Source organism: Nocardia sp. NPDC059177 (assembly GCF_042755165.1).
Taxonomy (GTDB): domain Bacteria; phylum Actinomycetota; class Actinomycetes; order Mycobacteriales; family Mycobacteriaceae; genus Nocardia.
On sequence record NZ_JBHZBX010000001.1, the window covers coordinates 298,739 to 322,929 of the forward strand.

Sequence of the window (24,191 nt, forward strand, 5' to 3'; positions counted from 1 at the left end):
CGATCACCAGGCCACCAGGGAGGCATCGCCCGAGAGGCGATCTCCCTCATGGCCTGGTGATCAACTGTCCAGCGCGATCATCACCGGGGTGGTACGGCTACTGACTACTCCGTCGGGCCGAACACCACGCCCGCGAGGGTGTAGGCGAGGTTGATCAGCTCACTGGTCACCCTCGTGTTGTCCATGCCGAGCTCCTGCGCCAGCGGCAGCAGCAGGTTCATGACCGTCAGCACCGGGCCGCCGAGCTCACTGCTCAGTGAACTCATGTCGAGCGTCGGCTCGTCCGGGGTGGTCTGCGACTTCGGGGTGGTGCCGCGTTCCCGGGGTGTCGGTGCCGGGGCGGCCTGGGCTCCCGGCGGCGCGGTGCGGACCTCGGATCCCGGGCCGGTGCGAACAGGCGCCGGCTCGCTGATCGGGGCGCGCGCCGGAACCGGCGCGGGTAGCGCTGGCGGTGCTGCCGGCACGGGATTCGGGACAGCGGCGGGGGTCTGTTCCGTGGACGGTGCCGGCGTGCCGCTCGAGGTCGGAGCGTCGGCGGGCGGAGTGGGAACGAGTTCCGTGCCGCGAGCCGGCGAAGTCGCCGGTGGGACGACCAGGCGGGACCGTCCCGACGGCCGATCCTTGTCCGGGGAAGCCGCCGGTTCCTGACCGGTCGTCGGAGTCGAGTCCGGGGCGGTCCCGGAATCCGTGCCGCCGGGCGCAGACCCCGCCTGGCCGGACTTCGGCTCGACCCCGGAATCGGTTGACGTCGATCCCCCGGGAGCCGAGTTCGGTACCGCTTCCGGCGCTGCCGGACCGGCCTTCGGCGCAGGTGCCGGACCGGTGCCGGTCGCCGGTGCCGAACCCTGACCAGCTCCGGGCGGAGAGCTCTGCGCGGGCGCATCGTTCGCACCCGATGACGGCACCGGCTCCTGCGCAGCCGCCGGACCCGACTGCGGCGCGGGCAGCGTGCCCTGTGCGGGCACCGAGTTCGTGCCCGGATTCGGGACCGAATCCTGTGTGGGGTCGGTCGGTGCCGAACCCTGTGTCGAGTCGGTCGGAACCGAACCCTGACCGCCGAGCTCGGTCGACGCCGAATCCTGGTCGGGCTCAGACAATGCCGAACGCTGACCGCCGGGCTCAGTCGAACCCGAACCCTGACCGGAGTCCGACGGCGCCGAACCCTCACCGGAGTCCGCTGGCGCCGAACCCTGGGTGGACTCCGCCGGGGTGGGAGCCGGGCTGTCGACCGGGGCGCGGCCGGGGGCGAAGCCGGTGGGGGGTGGGGTCGGTTCGGCGGGGATGGTGAGGCCGCCGGTCGAGCCGGTGGGCGGTTTCGGGGCTACCGGGGACGGTTGGCCGGTGGCGGGGTCGGGCTTCTTTTCGCCGGGGATCGACAGGTGGCCGCTGGAGCCGGTGGGCGGTTCCGGGTCGGCCACCGGGTAGCGGGCCGGGACGATCCAGCTGACGGGGGTCGCGGCCGGATCGGCGGCCTGCGGTTCGGCCGGAGCCGGGGCCTCGGTGGTCGGCGCCGTGCCCTCGGCGGGTCGGGGGTTTTCGGCTGGGTCGGGGGCACCTGCCTGTGCTGGTGCCGTGGGGCCGGAACCCGGGGTGCCGGCGAGGCCGGGTGACGGGTCGGTGGCCGGCGCGCCATTCTGCGCAGGCGCGGGAGCGGCCGGGTCGGCACCCGGAACCAGTCCGGGAGCATCGGCTGTACCAGGCGGCGCCTGGTCGGATCCCTCACTCGGAGCGGTCCCTGCGGGAGCACCCGCCTGCGGTTCTCCGGCAGGCGCGGAACCATCCGGCGCGGTTGCGGGCGCGGAACCCTCTATAGCACCGGCAGGCGCAGAACCCTCCGACCCACCCCCGGGCGCAGCACCCTCCGGAGCACCAGCAGGCGCGGAACCCGCCGCCGCACCGCCGGGCGCAGCACCTTCTGCCGCACCCTCAGGCGCGGCGCCCTCTGATGCGGCGGCGGGTGCGCGATTTTCAGGCGAACCGGCGGGATCGGCCCCCTCGGCAGGCGTCACCGCACCGTTGGTGCCGGCGCCGTCCGTCGGCGTGGCGGACCCGTTGGGTTCCAGGGCGGCCGCGGGGATGACACCGGGATCGGCGACCGGAGTGGTCATCAGGTAGCTGGTGATTCCGGTCGCGATGGCCAGGGCGTGTTTGAGCTGACCTTCGCGCGATTCGAGCAGGGCCGCGTCCTCGGGATTGGCGCCGTTGCCCATCTCGACGAAGACCAGCGGAACGTGCGTCAGGGCCGGGCCGGCGATATCGGCGCGGGTCTGCAGGCCCTCCTGGATGCCCGCGTAGGTGGCCGAGGGGAAATTGGCGGCGCGGTAGGCATTGCGGACCGCGGTCGACGCGGCCAGGCCGGCGCCGGATTGTGCCTGGTCGGCGGCCGGATCGGGGATCGGCAGCTGCGGCACGATCAGGTGGAAGCCGCGCAGGTCGGCGGGCGCGGAGTCGGCGTGGATGCTGACCGCGAGCTCGGCACCGGAGGCGTTGGCGGCGCGGGCGCGATCGTCGACGCACCCGCCCCAGCCGGTGTCGTCGGCGCGGCTGAGCACCACGTCGGCGCCGAGCGCCTGCAGTGCCGTCTTCACCAGCTGGGCGACCTCCCAGTTGATGGTGTGCTCGGGGACGCCGTTGAGCGAGGTCATGCCGGTGGTCTGGCAGTTCTTGGTGCCGCCGCGGCCGTCGTCGACCTGGCGGCTCAGATCCTCGGAATGTGCCGATCCTTGATGACCGGGATCGAGGAACACGGTCTTGCCGAGCAGCCTGTCGCCGGCCTGCCCCGGCGGCGCCGCGTGGGCGGTCACGGGCAGCAGCCCGGACAGCGACACCACGACCGCGGCGGAGACAGCGGAGCAGAGACCGGCGTTGATGATGTTTGGTTGCATATGTTCGGTCGGCACCCCGGGACCGGAGCACCCCTCCCTTCCCATTGGTAACACCAAACCCATTGGTTAACTCTTGTCACGTGAGCAACCACAGAGCAAGCGCCGTTACCGAAATGCAACAGGCCAGGAAGTGAGAAAAGCGCTGGTCAGACGCCCAGATACGGACCGCGCACGGCCGGTCAGGCGACGTCCGGCAATTGCCGCAACGACCGCAGGGCGTAGTGCACCCGGGTCTTCACCGTGCCCACCGGAACCCCGAAATCCGCTGCCACTTCCCGGTATCCGCGATCGCGCAGGAACACCTCGACGACCGCGGCACGCTGGGGCTCGGGCAGCCGCGCGAGCAGCTGGTCGACCAGCAGCCCGTCGACGAGACCGTCCGCGAAATCCGGCCGCCCGCCGGTGACCACCTCGGTGATGTCGTCCCAGCCCACGTCACCGGGGCGCACCGCCCGCGCCCGCACGATGTCGACGAGGACATTGCGCTCGATCGCGGCCAGCCACGCGCGCACTGTGCCTTTACGCTCGTCGAAGTGCCCGCACGCGCGCCAGCCACGCAGCAGCGTCTCCTGCACGGCGTGCTCGGCCAGCCCGCGATCACCGAGGCTGCGGATCGCCCGCCAGTGCAGCAGGCCGCGGTCGGTGGCCAGCACCTCGGCCAGCCCTTCTCTGGTACACAGTCGCGCGCAGTGCGCGCCGCAGGGGATCTCGGTCATATGGGTATATCGCGCCGCGCGCCGCCGATGACAACGCACCTCTTAAGCCGGTCTTCAGAAGACTGCTGGGTGCGCGCGCGACACTTTTCTCGCGAGCCCGGCCGGGCCTGCTCCAGGAGGGGGGAGCAGGGCCGCCGGGCTCGCTCGTTTCCTCAATCCCACCCACGACCCATGCCCCGGCGACGACAATCGCGGCGAGGAGCGTATTACGTGGACATCCATGCATATCCGACCGACGCGCAGACGCCGGTCGACCGGGCCGAGGCCACCCGCATCGCGGCCGATCACCTACCCGCCGACGCGCCGGGCGCCGACCGGCAGATCGTCGAGTTCGCCGGCGGTTTCGCGGTTTTCGCGATCCAGCCGGAGCACGCGCCACCGGATCGGCCGATTCCGGTCGGCGGTTCGGTGTATGTCATCGACAAGGCGAGCGGGGCGGTGTCGGCGTGGCCGACCTATCCGGTGTCGCTGATCGCCGCGCAGTACGCCGCGGCGCGCGTGCTCGTCGCGGACTCCTGGCCCGAACAGGACTGAGCAGCTTCACCACGATCCCCGCCCGAGGCCTAGGCTGGTAACGCCGGTGACCAGCGGCGACAGCCGGTGCGCGACGACGATATTGCATACATAGCGATGTGTGCATACGATAGCTGGCGATCGAACCGCAGGGAGAAGGGGAACGCGATGGGCGCAGGGCACGGGCATGACCACGGGGTGTCGGTGAACAGCGATCGGCGCTGGCTGGCCGGTGCGCTGGCGGTGATCGTCACGTTCCTGATCGGCGAGGTGATCGTCGGCATCATCGCCGGGTCGCTCGCACTGCTCTCCGACGCGGCGCACATGACCACCGACGCGGCCTCCATCGTGTTGGCCCTGGTCGCGATCCGGCTGGCCGCGCGACCCGCCGCGGGCCGGATGACCTTCGGCTGGAAACGTGTGGAGATCCTGTCGGCGCAGGCCAACGGCCTGACCTTGCTGCTGTTGGCGGCCTGGCTGGGGTACGAGGCGATCCGCCGGCTGTTCGAACCGCCGGAGGTGCACGGTTCGCTCGTGCTGATCACCGCGCTGGTCGGTGTCGCGGTGAACGTGCTCGCGACCTGGATGATCAGCCGCGCCGATCGCACCAGCCTCAATGTCGAGGGCGCCTACCAGCACATCCTCAACGACCTGTTCGCCTTCATCGCCACGGCGGTGGCCGGCCTGGTCATCATCCTGACCGGCTGGGTCCAGGCCGATGTGGTGGCCAGCCTGATCGTGGTGGCGCTGATGATCAAGGCGGGCATCGGGCTGATCCGCGCGTCGAGCCGCATCTTCCTCGAGGCCGCCCCCGACTACCTCGATCCCGCGCGGGTGGGGCGCGATATGGCCGCCCGCGACGGCGTCACCGAGGTGCACGACCTGCATATCTGGGAGATCACCTCCGGCTCCCCCGCGCTGTCGGCGCATGTACTGGTGCAGCCGGGTCACGACTGCCACGCGGTGCGCGAGGACATCGCGCACATGCTCGACCACGATCACCACATCGGGCATGTCACCCTGCAGGTCGACCACGCCAACCCGAGCGTGCTCGACATCGGCACCGGTCAGCCCGACGAGGGGCATTGCGGCGAATCGCACGGCCCGAAGCACGTGGCGAGCGCGACGGCACCGCACACGCACTGACCGCACACGCCGAAGGCCCCACACCCGGTTCGGGTGCGGGGCCTTCGTACGGTCACGCGCGTCAGGGCGGACCCGGTCGTCTCATCGACCCGTGGGGCTTGTTCAGCCGCCGAAGGAACCGGTCCACAGGGTGTCCAGGAGGCCGCTCAGGGCGGCGCTGCCGGTGTCGAGGAGGCCGTTCAGGGCAGCACTACCGGTCTCGATGATAACGGGGATCATAGGAGTTCCTCTGCTTCTCGATAGGTTCCAGCCGATGCTGGTTTACGAATGGCATATCGGGCGCCGATCCGCACGAGTTACGCAATTCCCGATACCGTGACGACGGTAACAGTTGAGGCTGAAACCTATCACTACCTGGCCTTTTCGCGTGATACACGACGACTCTGAGAGAAATTTAAGAGCCCCCTGAGATTCGGGACGCATCAACCGATAAGGCAACATTTCCGATGCCCAAGGAAATAGGGGCATATAGTCGCGTCACGTATTCCCACGCCGGCAGCACCGTGGTCACCGACACCTGGCGATGCACCGTCGAGATCACCGGTGCGCCGCTCTCGGACACAATCGAGTCATGCTCGTCGAAAACCCCGTATCCACCCGACCCGCGCTGACCGCGCGGCTGCGCACCCGCTGGCCCCAGATCGCCGAGCGCATGCTCGCCGACGGTCTCGGCGCCCCCGCCCCCGCCGAACTGCCCGCGGGCCACTTCACCGCGGAGGTGCTGCCCGCCGTCTACGCGTGCGGCCGCGCCATGCTCGAGGCGATCGCCGCCGATCGCGAGTTCACCCAGGCCGAGGTCGCCGCCTTCGTGGCGCCGGTCGCCGAGCGGCACGCCGAGGACCGGTTGCCGTTACCGATGCTGGTCGGCGCCATCCACGGCTCGGCCCAGTCGGTGCTCGCCGAAGCGTCCGCGCTGGCCGAGCCGACCGAGATGGCCGAACTGATCGTGGTCGGCAGCCGGCTGCTCGAACTGCTGCGCCACGTCAATATGACCGTGGTGGAGATCTACACCGAGGTCGAGCAGTCGATCTATCACGCCGAGCGCGAGGCGCGCCGCGAACTGTGTTCGGCGCTGGTGCGCGGCCTGCCCGCCGAGCAACTGGCCGCCCGCGCCGACACCGTCCTGGCCGACCAGTACACAGTGCTGGCGATCCACCTGAGCGAACCGGCCCGCACGGGCAGTGCCGCGAACCTGGTCACCCGGCGCCGGAGCCGGGTGCTGCATCGCGCGCTCGACGATCTCACCGGCACCACCACCCCGGCCATCTTCGACGGCGTGAGCGGCATCGCCTTGCTGAGCAACAGCTCCGAGACCGACGTCCTGGACGCGCGCCAGTTCGACGAGCTCGCCGCCCGGCTCGCCGAACAGTTCGGGGTGCCGGTGTATCTGGCCGAGTTCTCCGGTGTCGGCCGCGACGCCATCCCGGCCACCGCCAAGGACGCGAGCGAGCTGACCGAGCTGGCCCGCCTGCGCGGCAGGCCGGGCGGCTGCTACCGCCTCGACGATCTGCTGCTCGAATATCAGCTCACCCGCCCCGGCCCGGCCAGGGAACGCCTGGCGCAGCGCGTGATCCCACTGCTGTCGAGCCCGCATCTGATCGAGGCATTGGAGGCGCACCTACGCCACGGCGCCGACCGCAAGACCGCGGCGCGGCGAATTCACGTACACCCCAACACCTTCACCTATCGGTTGCGCCGGATCGCCGCACTCACCGGCCTCGATCCGGCCGACCCGAAGGACTCACGAATGCTGGCCGCCGCACTCACCGTGTACCAACTCGATTCCGCACAGTGCTGAAAAACGAAAAGACCCGCTATTCGACGTGTGCATCGAATAGCGGGTAATTCGTTTCCCGACAAGGAAAGTCTGGATCAGCGGCGCGCTTTACAGGTAGGCGCTGCAGACGGGCCAGGCGCCGGGTCCCTGCGCGGCCAGCACGTTCTCGGCCACGCGGATCTGCTCTTCGCGGCTGGCGTTGTCGGCGGTGCCGGTGCCGCCGTAGGCCTCCCAGGTGCTCTGCGAGAACTGCAGGCCGCCGTAGTAGCCGTTACCGGTGTTGATACCCCAGTTGCCACTGCTCTCGCACTGCGCCACGGCGTCCCAGTTGTTGGCCGAGGCGGTGGCGGTGGTCAGACCGGCCGGAACGGCGATCATGGCACCGGCGACAGCGGCGAGGCCCAGGGCACGAGTGGTGAACTTGCGATTGAAAGACATAAGGATTCCTACCTGCGCCCACCGACTCGGTGCCGAAAACCACCGCGTCTCTGCCCCTCAGGAATGTCGGGGATCCTCGAACCGCGGGGCAGACTTTCCGGTGTTCAGCGATTCGATTCGGCTCGGGTTGTTGTTCAAGCCGTGATCGAATGTAGCGGTTCCGCCAGCCCGAATCACGTCCAGATAACGAGCGTTTCTGTAGCGGGCTTTGTCCAAAAGAACACCGTTCTTCGCTGGTCCACCGTAATAAATCCGTAATCACACACTTGTGCTTAGTCAGGCATTCAGTGACGGGGATCACCGAATATTTATGGTGGCGGTCACAGGGTCACGCCAGGAAATCGGACACTTCGCCGGGGCGAGCTGCGCCAGCGAGCTCAGGCGAGCAGCCGCCTGGCCGACCCTGGACCGACAGCGCGGCCCGCACCCGGATCACCGGGCGCGGGCCGCGCTGCGGTCAGCCGTCAGCAGGTCAGAGGTTGACGCCGAAGTCGCGGGCAATGCCTTCGAGTCCCGAAGCGTAGCCCTGACCGATCGCGCGGAACTTCCATTCCGCGCCGTTGCGGTACAGCTCGCCGAAGACCATGGCGGTCTCGGTGGAGGCGTCCTCGGACAGGTCGTAGCGGGCCAGCTCCTCACCGTTGCTGCGGTCGACGACGCGAATGTAGGCGTTGCGCACCTGGCCGAAGGACTGGCTGCGGTTCACCCCGTCGTAGATCGAGACGGGGAAGATGATGGAGTCGATCGTCGCCGGGGTATTGGCCAGGTCGACGTTGATCGCCTCGTCGTCGCCTTCGCCTTCGCCGGTCCGGTTGTCACCGGCGTGCTCGATCGCGCCCTCCGGCGACTTCAGGTTGTTGAAGAAGACGAAATGCCCGGCGGAGACCACCTTCTTGTCCGGGCCGAGCCCGATCGCGCTCGCGTCCAGATCGAAGTCCGTGCCGGTGGTGGTGCGCAGGTCCCAGCCGAGACCGACCGCGACGGCGGTCAGATTCGGTGCCGCCTTGGTCAGCGAGACGTTGCCGCCCTTGGACAAACTGACACCCATACGAATATCTCCCATCGATCGAAGGCGGCACGGAAAGCACCGACCAAGCGCACACTAGCACGTGCGACTGTAGGGTTTGCCTCGCGCGAGACCCCGCACGCGGCGGCGAAGACCATACAGTGCCACGTGTTAGTGTGAGGCGCATGCCAGATGGTGAATCCGACGAGGAGGGATCTCGCGCCACGCGCGGATCTCGACAGTCCAGATACCCGACCACTGACCGAACCCACGGCTCGCGCGATGCAGGGGCCCGCGCGTGCTGACCGTGCTGAGCATCATCGCCGGTATCGTGGTCGTTCTGCTCATCACCGCGCTGACCGGGTATTTCGTCGCCCAGGAATTCGCGTATATGGCTGTGGACCGGGCGCGGCTCAAAGCGCGCGCCGAGACCGGTGACGCCGCCGCGGCCCGCGCGCTGACGGTGACCCGGCGCACCTCGTTCATGCTCTCGGGCGCCCAGCTCGGCATCACCGTGACCGGCCTGCTCGTCGGTTACGTGGCCGAGCCCCTGATCGGACGCGGACTCGGCGAGCTGCTCGGCGGGGCCGGGGTGCCGGTGGCGGTCGGGGTGGCGGTGGGCACCGTGCTGGCGATCGTCTTCTCGACCTTCGTCCAGATGCTGTTCGGTGAACTGTTCCCGAAGAATCTCGCGATCGCCCGGCCCGAACCGGTGGCGCGCTGGCTGGCCCGGTCGACCACGGTCTATCTGCGTGTCTTCGGTTGGCTGATCTGGCTTTTCGATCAGTCGGCCAACATCCTGTTGCGGCTGCTGCGGATCGAGCCGGTCCACGATGTGGAGCATTCGGCGACCCCCCGCGATCTCGAACACATCGTCGCCGCCTCGCGCGAGGCGGGCGAACTGCCCAGGGAACTCTCGACGCTGCTGGACCGGATCCTCGATTTCCCCTCGGCCAACGCCGAGCACGCGATGATTCCGCGCGCTCAGGTCGACAGCGTCGCGATCGATGAACCGATCACGCGGGTGCTCGCGCGCATGGGCACCGGGCACACCCGCTACCCGGTGGTCGGCACCAGCAGCGACGACCTGCGCGGCGTCATCCACCTGCACGACCTGCTCGACGGCACCGTGCACGGCACCGCGGGCGACCACATGCGCCCGGCGACGCTGGTGCCCGAGTCGCTGCCACTCCCCGAGGTCTTCGCCCGGCTCAGCGCCGCGCGCGAAGAGATGGCCCTGGTCGTCGACGAATACGGCGGCTTCGCCGGCATCGTGACCGTGGAGGACATCGCCGAGGAACTGGTCGGTGAGATCGCCGACGAACACGACCAGGGAACCGGTGCCGAGATCATCGCCGACGGCGAAGGCTGGCTCGTCGCCGGTGACCTGCATCTGGACGAGGCCGAACGGCTGCTCGACCTCGACCTGCCGCACGGTGACTACGAGACCATCGCCGGTCTGGTGATCAGCGAGTTCGGCGGACTGCCGCAGGTCGGCGACCGGGTGGAGATCACGGTACCGCCCAGCGGCGCCGACTTCCTCGCCGACCAACCTCCGGCGCCGCGGTCGGTGCTCGCCGAGATCCGCGCGGTCGGAAAGCATGTCCCGTCGTCGGTGTCGCTGACGATCCGAGCACAGCGAGGCGAGGATGAGTAGCCCGTGGGTCGTCGTCGCGGTCACGATCGTGTTGATCGCGGCCAGCGCGTTCTTCGTCGCCGTCGAATTCGCGTTGATCGCCGCCCGCAGGCATCGGCTCGAGGACGCCGCACCGACCAGCCGGTCCGCGCGGGCCGCGCTGCGCAGTTCCGCGGAGCTGCCGGTGCTGCTCGCGGGATCCCAGCTGGGCATCACCGTGTGCACGCTGGCACTGGGCGCTGTCACCAAACCCGCTGTGCACCACTGGCTGACCCCGCTGATCGAACGGCTGGGGGCGCCGCTATGGATCGCCGATGTCGCCGGTTTCGTGCTCGCGCTGATCGTGGTGACCTTCCTGCACCTGGTGGTCGGCGAGATGGCACCCAAGTCGTGGGCGATCGCGCACCCGGAGAAGTCGGCCACGCTGCTGGCGATCCCGATGCAGCTGTTCATGACCGTGACCCGGCCGGTGCTGGTCGCGCTGAACCACGCGGCCAACTGGTGCCTGCGCAAAGTCGGCGTCACCCCGGTCGACGAGGTCGACGCGGGCCAGGACCCGGCCGCCCTGCGGCACCTGGTCGAGCATTCGGCCACCGTCGGCACGCTCGACGAGCGGTACCGCGGAAACCTCACCAGCGCACTGGAACTGGAACAGCTCACCGTCGGTGACATCGTCACGCCGAATACGGCCCCGAGCGCGGTCACCCCGGAGGCGGGCACCGCGGCGATCCAGGAGGCCTCCCGCGCCACCGGCCACCTGCGGCTGCTGGTGCGCGACGCCGACGGGATACGCGGGGTGGTGCACGTGCGGGACAGCCTCACCGCGGCACCGGGCACCACCGCCCGGCAACTCATGCGGCCGGTGCTGGAGGTGGCCACCACCGTGCCGGTCTACGAGGCGCTGCGGACCATGCGCGAGACGCGCAGCCACCTCGGCCTGGTCACCGCACCGCAGGACGAGACCCTGGTGGGCCTGCTGACCATCACCGACGTACTGGAACGATTGCTGCAGTCCACCGCCGCCGGTGACGCGGCGGACCAGCAACGGCCGGTCCGATGACGGAAGGTGTCTGAAGTGAGTACCCGATTGACCTGCGCCACGCGCACACACCGCGGCCTGGTCCGCACCGGCAACGAAGACAGCGTCCACGCCGGTCCACGGTTGCTGGCGCTGGCCGACGGCATGGGCGGTCACGCCGCGGGTGAAGTGGCGTCGGCGCTGATGATCGCCGCGCTGACACCACTCGAACACGACCTCGACGGCGAGCTGCTGGACCGCCTCCAGCACGCGGTACTGAACGGCAACGCCGCGATCGCGCAGGAGGCGTCCCGATCAGCCGACCGGGAAGGGATGGGGACGACCTTGACCGCGATGCTGTTCGACGGCACCCGCTACGGGCTGATCCATGTGGGGGATTCGCGCGCATACCGTTTGCGCGACGGCGAACTGTCGCAGATCACCCGCGACGACACCTTCGTGCAGGCTCTCGTCGATTCCGGGCACATCACCAGCGAGGAAGCCCGAACCCACCCCCGGCGGTCACTGATCATGCAAGCCCTCACCGGCCGGCCCGTCACACCCACGCTGGTCGCCGACGACGCCGCGGCCGGGGATCGCTACCTGCTGTGCTCGGACGGGCTCTCCGACGTGGTGACCGAGGACCGGATCGCGGAATTCCTGCGCGCCGCCGACTCGGTCGAAGAATGCGCCGAGCAGCTCGTCGAACTGGCCCTGCAGGGCGGCGGACCCGACAACGTCACCGTCGTCGTCGCCGACATCGCGAACGACGCCTGACCGTCGACACCTACAGGATCGGGATGTCGGGTGGCATCTGCATCGCGACCGCGATGAGCGAATGCACGCGGGTGGCGATGATGTCGATCAGGCCGTGGATCTCCACCGGCGCCGATTCGGTGACCGTCTGCAGGTTCTTCAGATCGTCGTCGATCCGGGCGAGGACCTCGTTCATATCGCGGGAGTGCCCGGCGTTGAGCGCCGTCGCGATCTCCTCGAGCGGGACGCCCTGGGCCTCCAGGCTCTGGATCAGCCGGATACGCTCGGCGTCGCCGGGGTTGTACAGCCGGAAGTTGCCCGCAGTACGCTGGGCCGGGGCCAGCAGGCCCATATTGGTGTAGTGGTCGATCGTGCGCGCACTGACGTCGGCGCGGGCGGCCAACTCGCCGATCTTCAGCAATGCCTCGGTCACGATCGCCTCCTTCCGCGCAGCAGGATAACCATACAGCGGCACGTGCTACCGTCGCGAATGCGACAGTGCGGCGAGCGCCGCAAGCCCTCCGCTAACCATCACGTGGCACGTGCTAGTGTGTGGCACCGCCGACGGTGACCGCAACTTTTCCGATCTCGAGGTACCCACCCATGACATCGCACCCCCTGGCCAGTCCGGTGACCACGGACCTGGCCCTGCTGCCGGGTTTCCTGGACCCGGTGAACCTGCTCAACTCCTTCGGCACCTGGATGCTGGCGGGTCTGCTGCTGGTGGTGTTCATCGAGTCCGGACTCCTGTTCCCGCTGCTGCCCGGCGACTCGCTGCTGTTCACCGCCGGCCTGATCGCCGCGTCGAAGTCGACCGAGATCGCGCCGTTCGCGCCGATCTGGGTGCTGCTGATGCTGGTTCCCGTCGCCGCGATCCTCGGCGATCAGGTGGGGTACGTGATCGGGGCCCGTGGCGGCACCGCGCTGTTCAAAGACAACGACGCGCGATTCTTCAAGAAGCGCTACATCGACGAATCGCACGCCTTCTTCGTCAAACACGGGCCGATCACCATCGTGCTGGCCCGATTCGTGCCGATCGTGCGGACGTTCGCGCCGGTGGTCGCGGGCGCGGCGGGCATGCGGTACCGGACGTTCGCGATCTACAACATCGTCGGTGGTGTGCTGTGGGGCGCCGGTGTCACCTACCTGGGTTATCTGCTCGGCCAGATCGGGATCGTCCGGGACAATGTCGATCTCATCTTCCTGCTCATCGTCGCCGTGTCGGTGCTGCCGATCGTCATCGAGGTCGGCAAGCGCGTCCTCGGCAACAAGCGAACCGAACCCGCCGAGGACACCGCCGATTCCAGCGAGCACATTCGCAGCTGAGGGGTCAGCCCCCGCTCTGCCTGCGGGCCCGCGCGCGCCGTTTGCCTTCGTGCATGGCCTGCACCCGAGCCACCGGGATCGTGTGACCCTCCTCGATCAGGTCGCGCGGAAGTTCTTGCGGGGCGGGCATTTCCGCCCGCCACGGATCGTCGTCGCCGAGCAGTCCTGGCACGGTACGCAGGGTGAAGTCGGCCGGGGTCACGTCGTCGAGGTCCGACCAGCGCAACGGGAACGACACGGTGACGCCTGGCCGGATACGCGGGCTGTAGACCGCGGCCACGGTGGCCCCGCCGGCGCGGGTGGCGTCGAGGAACACCTTGCCGTGGCGGTCTTCTCGAATGAAGGCGGTCGTGCCGACCGTGGGGTCGAGACGTTCGGCGCGGGCCGCGACCGCCCGTGTCGCCGCGGCGGCATCCTCGACATCGATGCCCGCGACCACCGGCACGAAGACATGCAGCCCTTTGGACCCACTCGTCTTCACCGCGCCCGCCAGCCCGTCGGCGGCCAGCGCGTCCCGGATCAGCCGCGCACCCGCCACCGCGTCGGCGAAGCTCTGGCCGGGTGACGGATCGAGGTCGAGCACGAGATGGGTGGGTTCGGGCGCGGATTCGGCGAGGAACAACGTCGGGTGATACTCGACCGCGCGCTGATTGCCGAACCACAGCAGCGTCCGCAGATCATCACAGAGCGCGTAGGCGATCTCCCGTCGCGAACTCTCCGCCCACACCGTCGTCCGCGCCACCCACTCCGGCGTGTACTTCGGCAGGTTCTTCTGCATGAACGGCTCCTGGCCCGGCCGCACCCGCACCACCGACAGCGGCCGTCCGCGCAGCACCCGTAGCAGCCGCTCGCCGGCGAACTCCAGGTAGTCCACCAGGTCCCGTTTGGTTTCCTGGGTCCCGTCGAACAACGGCTGATCCAGATTGGACAACTCGACACCGTGACGCAGCTCGCCTCCAGCCATCGCTCCACGTTCCCGCACCGACCCGTCGAACGTCAATCACCACGGATCCCGACATCTCGCACGCGCTGAGCGCCTCGAGATACCCGATCAGAACCGGGCCCGCTGCTCGCCGCTTCCGTGAGGCGGGCCAGGCGGGTGAGGTCGCCGTGCAAGGCGGTTCGGCGGTCGTGGTGGGCGGGGGTGGAAAGCCAGACCAGGCGGTCGAACCAGATCGGCATGGCGAGGACGCGATAGGTCTGCACGATGCGGGTGCCGGAGCCGGTGGGTTCGAGGGTGTAGCGCCATTCGGTGTGGTCGCCGTAGATGCCGCCGTGGGTTGTCCACGCCAGCTCGCGGGGTGCCCGCAGGACGGTGATCGTGCAGACGCGGCTCCAGCGCATGACACCGGATCTGCTGTCGCCGGTGAATCGCGCACCCACCGACGCGCTGGTGGCGCCGTCGAGCCAGCGCGCACGACGGCATTCGTGGCTCCACTCCCCGACCCGGGTGACGTCGGTGAGGATGTCCCACACGGCGCGCGGCGCGGCCGAGGTCATGACCTCCTGGCGACCACCCAATGATGTCTTCAGCGAGGAGAATTCGCGGGTGCGCCAGCGGCGGAAGGCTTGCCGCCGGTATCGGTGGATCATCAGGTGGACGATGATCCAGCGTGGCAGCGCGGGGACCAGTTCGGTGATCGCCTGACGGTCGGCGCCGTCGAGGCCGTCGAGAATGAACAATCCCTGATCGGACAACTCGATCGGGCCGAGCGGTTTCACGTTGTACTCGTTGTCCCACCGGCGCCATTCCGCATCGCTGAGCGTGTCCGAGACGATCGGCATCATCTCGTTCTCCTCGCGTTCGAGGTGGGGAAACAGCAGCACCCGCAACGCGTCCAGCGCCGCGATCAGTTTCTCGCGTGCGTCCGCGGAGTGCTTGTAGGCCGCGGCTGCCGAGCTCAGCGCCGTCATCGCGGGCAGGATGGATCGGTGGTCGGCGTCCATCCGATCCAGCAGTGGCCGTGCGGCGAGGTTGCGGGCGCGCACGACCGGATAGAGGTGCTCGTCCTCGGACTCGTGATGGTGATGCAGGAAATCCATCAGCCAGACCAGATGGTCGGCCAGCGCACGGCGTTGCTCGTCGAACGGGTACGGCCATTCGGCCAGGACTGCCCCGGCTCGGTCGATGTCACGTCGCATCGCGGTGTGCACGATGCCCATGACGCGGGTGTCAGCGGGGCCGGACAGATCGGTGTCGGTGGTCATGATCGCGCTCCTCGTGGAGGTCGAGCAGCCGTATCACCATGGCGGCCGCCCAGTTTTGATACTGCTCGTGTGTCCATCCGGATCGGTCGGTCAGCAACAGGTACATCTCGTTGCTGAAGATGCCTTGGATCCCGTCCGCTTCGATCTCGGTCAACGGCCGTCCAGCGGCCGCCGACACCAGCGCAGCCCGTGAAATCCGTTCGTCTGCGCGACATTTCGTGTCGAGCTCACGCAGCTCGGCATGACTTTCGGCCGCGACGTCGAGCGTGCGGCGCAGATGGGCGGTGCGCCGGTAGATCGATGCCGCCACCGCGGCGAGTTCGGCGGCGCGATCGGCGAGTGGCCTGTCGCCCTCGATGCCGAACCAGGGACGGTCGGCCAGTGTCAGCACGGCGTCGTCGCCGACGACCGCCTGGTCGATGACCGCTTTCAGCAAGGCTGCCTTGTTGCCGATCCTCGCGTAGATCGTCTCCACCGAGCACCCCGCCGCCTGCGCGATATCACGCATCGACGTGCCCTCCCAGCCGCGTTCGACGAAGAACCGGCCTGCCACCTCGAACACCGCCTGGCGGGTTCGCGCCGCCATGTCCTGGCGCAGCGAGGAGTCGTATCGACGGGAAACCGAAGCACTCACCTCCCCATTATGGAACGTGTCTGTATTGAATACAAGCATGTTTGCCACTGCTAACCTCTTCGCTCCCCCTGCGAAAAAGTGCGGTCACCAGCCGTTTTGTTCGATCGACCAGTCGTGGGCTATCGTATGTTCCGCGCGGTTCACCCTGGTGAGCTGTGGTTCTGGCCCCGTCGTCTAGCGGCCTAGGACGCCGCCCTCTCAAGGCGGTAGCGCGGGTTCGAATCCCGTCGGGGCTACAACGAACTCCCCGGTCATCGCGACCGGGGAGTTTTTTCATGTCCCGGATCGTGCGACATATTGACAGATGTTGCATGTTCCATACACTGAGGGAGATGTTGCACCGGGAGGTGAGATGACCGAGCAGACCGCACTGAGCAGGCGCCTCGACGACCTCGCCGCCCGTCCCGACGCGATCACCGCGTTCAAAGCCGCCAGGTCCGGCTTCCTCGCCGGGCGCAGGCTGGAGATGAAGGAACTCGCCGTCGAACTCGGCGTCAACCGGGCCACCCTGTTCCGCTGGGTCGGTGGGCGCGACGAACTGCTGGCCGAGGTGATCTGGTCGGTCGCCGAACCCACCCTGCGCCGCGCCGTCGCCGCCGCCCCCGGGCACGGCGCGCGCCGGATCGCCACGGTCCTCGGCGATTTCGCGCAGGCGGTCAACTCCTCCGACGCCTTCCGCCAGTTCCTGCGCCGTGAACCCGAACGCGCGCTGCGCCTGCTCACCACCACCGCCGGGTCGGTGCAGCGCCGCTTCGTCGACGTCATCGCCGGCCTGCTCACCGAGGACATCTCCGCCGGTGCCCTCGACCCGCCGCTGCCGGTGCCGGAACTGGCGCTGCTGCTGGCGCGAATCACCGAAACCTTCATCTACGCCGATGTGATCAGCGGCGAGGAACCCGACGCGGCCAAGGTCGTCCAGGCGTCGCTGGTTCTGCTGGGCGAACGGCCCGAACGGTAGAACACGAGAGGAAACCCATGCAGCGCACCATCTACAGCTCCGACCACGAGGCCTTCCGCGCCTCGGTCGCCGAGTTCGTCAAGCGCTCGATCGAGCCCAACGCCGAGCGCTTCGCCGAGGAGCGCGCGATCGATCGCGAGACCTGGCTGGCCGCAGGCGAACTCGGCTACCTCGGGCTCGGTGTGCCGGAGGAGTTCGGCGGCAGCGACGCCGGCGACTACCGGTTCAACGCGGTGCTCGGCGAAGAACTCGCCAAAGCCGGTGCGGCGCTGTCGTCCTCGTTCGGCATCCACTACGACGTGTGCGCGCCCTACCTGGTGGAACTGACCACCGACGAGCAGAAGCGGCGCTGGCTACCCAAGTTCTGTACCGGTGAGATCGTCACCGCGATCGGCATGACCGAGCCGTCCGGCGGCTCGGACCTGGCCGCGCTCAAGACCACCGCGGTCCGCGACGGCGACGACTGGATCATCAACGGCTCGAAGACGTTCATCACCAACGGTTTCAACGCCGACCTGGTCATCGTCGCCGCCCGGACCAGCCCGGAGAAGAAGGCCAAGGGCATCACCTTGTTCGTGGTCGAGAACGGCATGGCGGGCTTCACCCGCGGCCGCAAGCTCGACAAGGTGGGCCAGCCCGAATCCGACACCGCCGAACTGTTCTTCGACAATGTCCGGGTGCCCGACGCCAACCGGCTCGGCGAGACCGACCGCGGCTTCATCGCGATGATGGAGCGGCTGCCGCAGGAGCGCATCGGTGCCGCGATCTCCAATATCGCCCACGCCGCGGCGATCCTGGACGAAACCCTCGCCTATGCCAAGGAGCGCAAGGCGTTCGGGCAGCAGATCGGCAGCTTCCAGTACAACAAGTTCCTTTTCGCCGAGCTGGTCACCAAAGTCGAAGTGACCCAGGCGTTCGTCGATCAGGGTGTGGCCGCGCACGCCGCGGGCGAGCTGTCCGCGGTCGACGCCGCGAAGGCGAAGTGGTGGTCGGCGCAGGTGCAGAACGAGGTGCTCGACGCCTGCGTACAGCTGCACGGCGGCTACGGCTACATGCGCGAGTACCGGGTGGCGCGGGCGTGGATGGATGCCAGGGTCACCAAGATCTGGGCCGGTTCCAACGAGATCATGAAGGAGCTCATCGGCCGCGATCTGGGGCTGTAGAGACGTAAAGCGTCGCGTCCGGCGAATATACCGCCGGACGCGACGCGACGCCGGTCAGTTCAGGATGATCGGCAGCGCGGCCAGATCGTTCTGGGTCAGCACCGGCAGATTGCCGAGCTCGCTGTCGGGCACGGCCAGGCGCAGCTCAGGGAAACGGTCGAACAGCGCGGGCAGCGCGATCGCCGCCTCCAGCCGCGACAGCGCCGCACCGGGGCAGATGTGCGGGCCGAAGCCGAAGGCCAGGTGGCGGTTGGCGGTCGGGCGGGTCACGTCGAAGTCCTCGGCCGTGTCGCCGTGCACCGTCACGTCGCGGCCGATGGCCCGGTAGGACATCACCACGCCCTCGCCCTTGGCGATCACGGTGTCACCGACGGTGATGTCCTCGGTGGCGAAGCGCATCAGCAGGTGCGTCACCGGACCGTTCCAGCGCAGCGACTCCTCGATGACCTGCTTCCATTCCACGTCGCCTGCGAGCACCTTCGCCAGCTGCTCGGGTTCGTTGAGCAGCGCGCGCACGGTGTTGATGATCAGGCTCACGGTGGTCTCGTGCCCGGCGGCGACGAGGGCCTTGATGTTGCCGATCGCCTCCTCCTCGGTGAGCGGCTCGCCGCCCTCCTCGTCGGCCACGACAAAGGCCGAAGTGAGGTCGTCACCCGGGTTCGCGGTCTTGGTCCTGACCTGATCGGTGAAGTAGGTGTCGAGTTCGCCGATCACCCGCAGGCGCTCGTCCTGCGGCGTCATCACCGAGAAGAACTTCTTGTACCACTCGAGCAGCTGCGGATGGTCCTCGCGATCGACGCCCATCAGCTCACCGACCACCCGCATCGGCAGCGGGTAGGCGAAGACCTGTTTGAGGTCGACGGGGGCGCCGTCGGCACCGGCGGCGGCGAGATCGTCGAGCAGCTCGACGGTGAGCCGCTCGATCACCGGGCGCAGTTCGGCGAGTCGGCGCGGTGCCAGGGCCTGCGCGGTCTTGGCCCGCAGCCTGCGATGTTCGGCGCCGTCGACATTGAACATCGACCGGTCGACATCGACCATGCCGATCAGTGGCCACTGGTCGGTCACCTCGCCGTCGGTCCACAGCGCCCAGGCGTTGATGTCCTTGACCAGGCGGGTGTCGGTGGTCAACTGACGGGCCAGAGCATGGTCGGTGATGGTCCACACCGACACCCCGAGCAGGTCGATACGGGTGATCGGGCCTTCGGCGCGTAGCCGGGCGGTCTCTGCGTTGAGGTCACTGACCATGGGGTCGATGGCGAACGGGCAGGTGGCACTCATGACGAACCTCCGACGGGTCGAACTGGTGTGAAACGAACGGGCAGTGACGTCATGCCCCGAAGGAAAGCCGAAGGCCGCCTGGTCAATTGGTCGGCCGGTACGGCCAGGTCGACATCGGGGAGCCGGTCGAGCAGCACCTCGATCCCGGTCCTGGCGATGATCTCGGCGATCTGCTGCGCCGGGAACGGGCAGCGGTATTCGCCGTAGCTGAACGCGAAGTGCGCGTTGTTGCCGGTCGGCACCGTGTCACCGTCGGTGAAGGACTGACGGATGTGCGGGTCGAGATTGGCCGCGGCCAGCCCGAGCAGCAGCATGTCGCCGGCCCGGATGGTCTGGTCGGCCAGCCGGGTGTCGCGCGCGGCCCAGCGCCCGCACAGGATCGAGGTCGGTCCCTCTTCCCAGAGCACCTCGCTCATGGCCTGCCCGACACTGCGCCTGCCGCCGCCGAGCGCGGCGGCGAAGCGGTCGTCGACGAGCATCAGCCGCATGGCGCTGCCGATCCAGTCCGCGCTCGGCAGCTGACCGGCGGCCATGATGGCCATCAGGTCGTTCATGTACTCCTCGTCGGTGAACTCGCCCGGGTCGGCCAGCATGACCGACGCCAGATCACCGGCGGGACGTTGCTTCTTGGTCGCGACCAGCCGGGCCATGTGCTCGGCGAAGCGCGCGTACCCGAGATGGGCGTCGGCGCCGCCGTCGGCCAGCGACTTCATGACCTGGACCAGGTCGGCGGCATCGGTGTCGGCCAGGCCGAGGATGCGGCTGAGCGCGAGCACCGGCAGGGCCTCGGCGAACTCGGCGACCAGGTCGGCGGTCCCGCGTCCGCAGAACTGGTCGATCAGCCCGTCGGCGAGTTCCTCGCAGGCGCGGCGCAGCTCGAAGTGGTCGACCGCGTCCAGCGCGGGCTCCACCATCGCCAGGTGGCGCTGATGTTCGGCACCGGCGGTGAAGTAGATCGACGGCCTCGGCTGCCCGACCATCGGCAGTAGCGGCCAGTCCTCGGGAACTCTCCCCCACTGGTTCCACAGCGACACATCCCGCGGGAACAGCAGCGGATCACTGGTCACCTGGTGCAGCTCGCGGTAGCCGATGATCAGCCAGGCCGGGAAGCCGCCGGGCAGTTCGACCGAGACCACCGGGCCGCGTTCGCGCCGCATCCGGCGATAGACCTCGTGCGGTTCGATATGGAACTCCGGACCGCTCAACGGGATGGCGCCGGTGACCGGGCACGCGCCCGTCGGTGTACTCATGGACTTGATTCCCCCTGCGGGACAGCAGAATACAGGTGTTCGACCAGGGCGATCAACACCTGCTTACTCGATTCGCGCGAGCGCGCGTCACACATCAGCAGCGGCACCGCCGGATCCAGATCCAGCGCGTCGCGGACCTCGTGCGCGGTGTGCGCGTCACCGAAGTCGTTGCAGGCCACCACGAACGGGGTGCCCTGGTGTTCGAGCCGGTCGATCGCGTACCAGGAGTCGGCGATGCGCCGCTGGTCGACCAGCACGATCGCGCCGAGTGCGCCCTGGAACAGCCGATCCCACAGGAACCAGAACCGCTGCTGGCCCGGCGCGCCGAACAGATACAGCACATGTTCGGCGTCGAGGGAGATGCGGCCGAAGTCGAAGGCCACCGTGGTGGTCGACTTGCCCGGCACCGCTGTGGCGTCGTCGACGCCGACTCCCACGTCGGTCATCGTGGCCTCGGTGTCGAGCGGGCGGATCTCGCTGACCGAACGCACCAGGGTCGTCTTGCCGACCCCGAATCCGCCGATCACCACGATCTTCAACGCATGCTTGACCGTGCTGTCCAGCGGCGCCTGCGCGCGTTCTGGCACGACCTCAGAGTTTGCGAAGTCCAACGAGCACCTTCTCGAGGGTGGACAGATCCAGCGTCATCGCGGCCGACAGCGGTGGACGGACGGTGATCTTGCCCGCGTGTAGCAGGTCGGCGAGGATCACGGTGGCGACGCCGACGGGCAGGCGCAGTTCGGCGGCGATCTCCACCACGGCGGTGGGTGCCCGGCACATCCGCAGAATGGCCACCTGTTCGGAGGTCATGCCCGCCGAGGGCGCCGATTCACTGACCACCAGGGTGACCAAGTCGAAGTCCTCGGTCACCGGGGCGCGCCCCCCGGTCAGGGTGTAGAACCGGTCGGGATCGTCGTCGCGGCCGGCCCTGCTCAACTCGGCACCGCCCGTCTCGGCTGGGCCGCCATATGCTCGCCCAGCTGCTCGACCAGCTCGTGCATGGTGTGCCCGACCAGGCCCGCGTCGGCGTCCTCGGCCGCGACCACCGCTAAGTGCGCGCCACGTCCGGCCTCGACGACGAATAGGATGCCGCCGTAGAACTCGGTCATCGACTGGCGGACTCCGCCACGCCCGTCACCGAATTCGACGGAGGCCCCGTGCGCGAGGCTCTGGAACCCGGCGGCGATGGCGGCCAGCTGGTCGGCGCGATCGACGTCGAGTTCGGGGGTATGGCAGATCTTGAGCCCGTCACCGGAGAGCAGCAGGGCGTGCCTGGCGCGTGGGGTGCGGGCCAGGAGTTTCTCGAGCAGCCAGCCGAGATTGGCGGACACGGTCGTCATCAATTCTCCAGAGAGTCGGGCGCAGCGGGGCGGCGGCCCGGCGCGGATCGTTGGAAGGCGCCGAGAGCGGCCGGTTTCGCCGGCGCGGTCTCGGTTGCCGGGGAGCTGGACAGGCCGTCGGGGTGTACCTGGGCCAGTGTGCTGCCGCGGCGCCGTTTGGGCAGTACCGGCGAGTCGGTGGCGGGTGCCGCGTGCTGGCCGGTGGATTCGTGCTGGCCGAGATCGGCGGCGGACGGGGTCGGCCGACCGGCGAGATCCGGGCGCACGACGTCGCCGGCCGCGGGCCTGGCGTGTTGGGGGCGTGGGATCGGGGTGTCGAACTGGCCGAGGTCGGCGCGCGGGGTCTCGACCTGGCGCGGTGGTTCGACCGTGCGCGGTGTGGGGGTGGGCAGTTGGCCCGCACCGCGGCGTTCGGCGCGGGCGGTGAGCTCGCGCGGGATGACGACGACCACGGCGGTGCCGCCGATCGCCGAGGGCCGGTAGGACACGGTCAGGTCGTGTTTGCGCGCGAGGTTGCCGACCACGGCCAGCCCGAGCCGGGTGCCCGAGAGCGAGGCCAGGTCGGCGCCCTTGCCTTTGTGATTGCGGCCCGACACGGCGGCTTCGGCGCGGCGCAGGGCCGACTCGCTCATCACCAGTCCGCTGTCCTCGATGGTGATCACCACGCCCGCGGGCACTTCGGCGGCGTAGACGTGCACCTCGGTGGTGGGCGGGGAGAAGTTGCAGGCGTTGTCGAGCAGTTCGGCCAGCGAGTGCATCACACCTTCGGCCGCGTGCCCGGCGATGCCGACTTCGGCGACCGCGCGCAACCGCACGCGCTGGTAGCCGGCGACGCGGCCCATGGCGCCACGCAGAATCGATTCCATCGCGATCGGTTTCGCCCAGCGGCGGCCGGTGCGGGCGCCGCTGAGCACGGCGATGCTGTCGGCGAGGCGGCCGGTCTGGGCGGTGCGGTGGTCGATGTGCAGCAGGTCGGTGAGCACCCGCGGGTCGGCGTGGCGGTGTTCCATCTCGCGCAGTTCGGCGAGCATGGAGGTGGTCATGGCCTGGATGCGACCGGCCGCGCCGGCGAAGGCCGCCAGGGCCGCGGCGCCACGGCGGCCGTTCTCCTGCGCTTCCCAGGCGAAGGACGCGGTGTGCTCCTCGGCCTGCGCGATGCGCTGGGTCGCCTCGGCGACCGTGGCGGCCAGCTGCTGCTGCGCCTGCGCGGCGGCGGCCCGGTCGAGCTGGGCCTGCGCGCGGCTGCGCAGCGCGACGTACACCGCGGGGAACCCGATGGCGACGGCGCAGACCGCGCCGGTGAGTACCGGGATCCCGATCGCCGCGGGCGCGAACACCGCGGTGACGACAGCGATCACCACGATCGCGACACCAGCCCCCGCGACCACGTACCCGGCCTGTCCGGCCCCGCCGCGATCGCTGTATTCCCCCGTCGACACCTGCTCTGTCGCATGCGCCATCGGCGCGACTTCCGCAGTACTCACAGGCCCCCAACCGCCGATCTCAAGCCCGAACACGCGGCACGACAGCCCGTTTCGATAGTGCATGCGAGCATATCGAGCCCCCGCCGCGACTGCCACTCGAGCAGTGCGGGTTCACTATGTGTTGGCACACACTTCAATACGGTATGGATCACTGATCGCTCGCCGACGCCCTGCCCGCCGGCGACCGATCAGTCGAGCACGGCCGTCGCCTCGACCTCGACGAGCAGATCCGGTTCACCCAGCGCCGCCACCCCGAGCAGGGTGATCGGCTTGACCGGGTCGACGCCGAGCTTCGCCGCCGCACGGGCCACACCCTCGCCGAGCAGCGGGAACTTGTCCGGACCCCAGTCGACGACATAGATGGTCAGCTTCGCGACATCGTCGAAGGTGCCGCCGACCGCGGCCATCGCGGTGCCGATATTGAGATAGGCCTGCTCCACCTGGGCCGCGAAATCACCGGTACCGACCGGGTTTCCATCGGCGTCACGGGCCACCTGCCCGGCCAGGAAGACCAGCCGGGAACCAGTCGCGATCGACATCTGCCGATACACCTCAGGTTTGGGCAGCCCGTCGGGATTCACCAGTTCCACGGTCACGGTCGCTCCTTCTGTCGTCGGATGACCCCGACCCTAGAGGGAGGGTCCGACACTCAACCGGTC

General features: G+C 68.8%; 22 protein-coding genes, 1 tRNA gene and 2 pseudogenes. 10 read left to right on the plus strand and 15 right to left on the minus strand.

Going from position 1 to position 24,191, the window contains the following annotated elements:
• Positions 1-104: 104 nt before the first annotated feature.
• Together ACFXK0_RS01330 and ACFXK0_RS01335 are read right to left on the minus strand one after the other, a co-directional pair.
• A complete protein-coding gene (locus ACFXK0_RS01330; protein ID WP_379407643.1) occupies positions 105-2,885 on the minus strand; it encodes an N-acetylmuramoyl-L-alanine amidase in 2,781 nt (926 codons plus the stop codon).
• 179 nt (positions 2,886-3,064) lie between these two features.
• Positions 3,065-3,601: a sigma-70 family RNA polymerase sigma factor gene (locus ACFXK0_RS01335; RefSeq protein WP_379407644.1), complete on the minus strand. Its 537-nt coding sequence runs from the start codon at positions 3,599-3,601 to the stop codon at positions 3,065-3,067.
• A gap of 210 nt (positions 3,602-3,811) precedes the next feature.
• On the opposite strand from ACFXK0_RS01335, the gene ACFXK0_RS01340 reads away from it, so the two are divergent.
• The 3 genes from ACFXK0_RS01340 (at position 3,812) to ACFXK0_RS01350 (ending at position 7,058) form a co-directional block, all read left to right on the plus strand.
• On the plus strand, positions 3,812-4,135 hold the full coding sequence (locus tag ACFXK0_RS01340) for a hypothetical protein (RefSeq protein ID WP_379407645.1): 324 nt from the start codon (positions 3,812-3,814) through the stop codon (positions 4,133-4,135).
• 147 nt (positions 4,136-4,282) lie between these two features.
• Positions 4,283-5,260: a cation diffusion facilitator family transporter gene (locus tag ACFXK0_RS01345; protein WP_379407646.1), complete on the plus strand. Its 978-nt coding sequence runs from the start codon at positions 4,283-4,285 to the stop codon at positions 5,258-5,260.
• 571 nt (positions 5,261-5,831) lie between these two features.
• On the plus strand, positions 5,832-7,058 hold the full coding sequence (locus ACFXK0_RS01350; RefSeq protein ID WP_379407647.1) for a PucR family transcriptional regulator: 1,227 nt from the start codon (positions 5,832-5,834) through the stop codon (positions 7,056-7,058).
• 90 nt (positions 7,059-7,148) lie between these two features.
• On the opposite strand, the pseudogene ACFXK0_RS01355 reads toward ACFXK0_RS01350, so the two are convergent.
• Together ACFXK0_RS01355 and ACFXK0_RS01360 are read right to left on the minus strand one after the other, a co-directional pair.
• Positions 7,149-7,475, minus strand: a pseudogene (locus ACFXK0_RS01355) (transglycosylase family protein); the annotation flags it as partial.
• Positions 7,476-7,947: 472 nt separating this feature from the next.
• Entirely contained in the window at positions 7,948-8,523 is a 576-nt protein-coding gene (locus tag ACFXK0_RS01360) for a TerD family protein (protein WP_379407649.1), read from the minus strand.
• 256 nt (positions 8,524-8,779) lie between these two features.
• Here ACFXK0_RS01360 and ACFXK0_RS01365 point away from each other — a divergent pair, with 256 nt between their 5' ends.
• From ACFXK0_RS01365 to ACFXK0_RS01375, 3 genes and pseudogenes are all read left to right on the plus strand, one after another.
• The gene (locus ACFXK0_RS01365) at positions 8,780-10,138 is read left to right on the plus strand and encodes a hemolysin family protein (RefSeq protein WP_379407650.1); all 1,359 of its coding nucleotides are present in this window, start codon (positions 8,780-8,782) and stop codon (positions 10,136-10,138) included.
• Positions 10,131-11,177, plus strand: a complete 1,047-nt coding sequence (locus tag ACFXK0_RS01370) for a hemolysin family protein (RefSeq protein WP_379407651.1) — start codon at positions 10,131-10,133, stop codon at positions 11,175-11,177. Before ACFXK0_RS01365 ends, ACFXK0_RS01370 begins: the two co-directional genes overlap by 8 nt.
• A 15-nt stretch (positions 11,178-11,192) precedes the next feature.
• A pseudogene (locus ACFXK0_RS01375) lies at positions 11,193-11,903 on the plus strand (PP2C family protein-serine/threonine phosphatase); the annotation flags it as partial.
• Between the two features lie 19 nt (positions 11,904-11,922).
• Here the strand turns inward: ACFXK0_RS01375 and ACFXK0_RS01380 are convergent.
• Positions 11,923-12,324 (minus strand): MerR family transcriptional regulator, encoded by a 402-nt coding sequence (locus ACFXK0_RS01380; protein ID WP_379407653.1) that lies wholly within the window; start codon positions 12,322-12,324, stop codon positions 11,923-11,925.
• 170 nt (positions 12,325-12,494) lie between these two features.
• On the opposite strand from ACFXK0_RS01380, the gene ACFXK0_RS01385 reads away from it, so the two are divergent.
• Positions 12,495-13,217, plus strand: coding sequence for a VTT domain-containing protein (locus ACFXK0_RS01385; protein ID WP_379407654.1), 723 nt, complete (start codon positions 12,495-12,497; stop codon positions 13,215-13,217).
• Between the two features lie 4 nt (positions 13,218-13,221).
• Here the strand turns inward: ACFXK0_RS01385 and ACFXK0_RS01390 are convergent, their stop codons facing one another.
• From ACFXK0_RS01390 to ACFXK0_RS01400, 3 genes are read right to left on the minus strand one after another with little or no spacing between them, the layout of a single operon-like run.
• Positions 13,222-14,181 carry a DNA polymerase domain-containing protein gene (locus ACFXK0_RS01390; protein WP_379407655.1) on the minus strand — a complete coding sequence of 320 codons (960 nt, stop codon included), beginning with the start codon at positions 14,179-14,181 and terminating at the stop codon, positions 13,222-13,224.
• A gap of 32 nt (positions 14,182-14,213) precedes the next feature.
• Entirely contained in the window at positions 14,214-15,425 is a 1,212-nt protein-coding gene (locus ACFXK0_RS01395; RefSeq protein WP_379407656.1) for a hemerythrin domain-containing protein, read from the minus strand.
• Entirely contained in the window at positions 15,391-16,098 is a 708-nt protein-coding gene (locus ACFXK0_RS01400; protein WP_379408054.1) for a TetR/AcrR family transcriptional regulator, read from the minus strand. The genes ACFXK0_RS01395 and ACFXK0_RS01400 overlap by 35 nt, the downstream gene beginning before the upstream one ends.
• 124 nt (positions 16,099-16,222) lie before the next feature.
• Between ACFXK0_RS01400 and ACFXK0_RS01405 the strand changes: the two genes are divergently transcribed.
• From ACFXK0_RS01405 to ACFXK0_RS01415, 3 genes are all read left to right on the plus strand, one after another.
• Positions 16,223-16,295: transfer RNA gene (locus ACFXK0_RS01405), tRNA-Glu, on the plus strand.
• 116 nt (positions 16,296-16,411) lie between these two features.
• On the plus strand, positions 16,412-17,017 hold the full coding sequence (locus ACFXK0_RS01410; protein WP_379407657.1) for a QsdR family transcriptional regulator: 606 nt from the start codon (positions 16,412-16,414) through the stop codon (positions 17,015-17,017).
• A 17-nt stretch (positions 17,018-17,034) separates the two neighbouring features.
• Positions 17,035-18,180: an acyl-CoA dehydrogenase family protein gene (locus ACFXK0_RS01415; protein WP_379407658.1), complete on the plus strand. Its 1,146-nt coding sequence runs from the start codon at positions 17,035-17,037 to the stop codon at positions 18,178-18,180.
• A 54-nt stretch (positions 18,181-18,234) separates the two neighbouring features.
• Here the strand turns inward: ACFXK0_RS01415 and ACFXK0_RS01420 are convergent, their stop codons facing one another.
• From ACFXK0_RS01420 to ACFXK0_RS01450, 7 genes are all read right to left on the minus strand, one after another.
• Entirely contained in the window at positions 18,235-19,458 is a 1,224-nt protein-coding gene (locus ACFXK0_RS01420; protein WP_379407659.1) for a cytochrome P450, read from the minus strand.
• A complete protein-coding gene (locus ACFXK0_RS01425) occupies positions 19,455-20,708 on the minus strand; it encodes a cytochrome P450 (RefSeq protein WP_379407660.1) in 1,254 nt (417 codons plus the stop codon). Before ACFXK0_RS01425 ends, ACFXK0_RS01420 begins: the two co-directional genes overlap by 4 nt.
• On the minus strand, positions 20,705-21,295 hold the full coding sequence (locus ACFXK0_RS01430) for an ATP/GTP-binding protein (protein ID WP_379407661.1): 591 nt from the start codon (positions 21,293-21,295) through the stop codon (positions 20,705-20,707). Before ACFXK0_RS01430 ends, ACFXK0_RS01425 begins: the two co-directional genes overlap by 4 nt.
• 4 nt (positions 21,296-21,299) lie before the next feature.
• On the minus strand, positions 21,300-21,644 hold the full coding sequence (locus ACFXK0_RS01435; RefSeq protein ID WP_379407663.1) for a DUF742 domain-containing protein: 345 nt from the start codon (positions 21,642-21,644) through the stop codon (positions 21,300-21,302).
• Entirely contained in the window at positions 21,641-22,048 is a 408-nt protein-coding gene (locus ACFXK0_RS01440; RefSeq protein WP_379407664.1) for a roadblock/LC7 domain-containing protein, read from the minus strand. The genes ACFXK0_RS01435 and ACFXK0_RS01440 overlap by 4 nt, the downstream gene beginning before the upstream one ends.
• Positions 22,048-23,508 (minus strand): ATP-binding protein, encoded by a 1,461-nt coding sequence (locus ACFXK0_RS01445; protein WP_379407665.1) that lies wholly within the window; start codon positions 23,506-23,508, stop codon positions 22,048-22,050. The genes ACFXK0_RS01440 and ACFXK0_RS01445 overlap by 1 nt, the downstream gene beginning before the upstream one ends.
• Before the next feature lie 212 nt (positions 23,509-23,720).
• Complete coding sequence (locus ACFXK0_RS01450; protein ID WP_379407666.1) at positions 23,721-24,128, minus strand: RidA family protein; 408 nt, start codon at positions 24,126-24,128, stop codon at positions 23,721-23,723.
• Positions 24,129-24,191 lie beyond the last annotated feature (63 nt).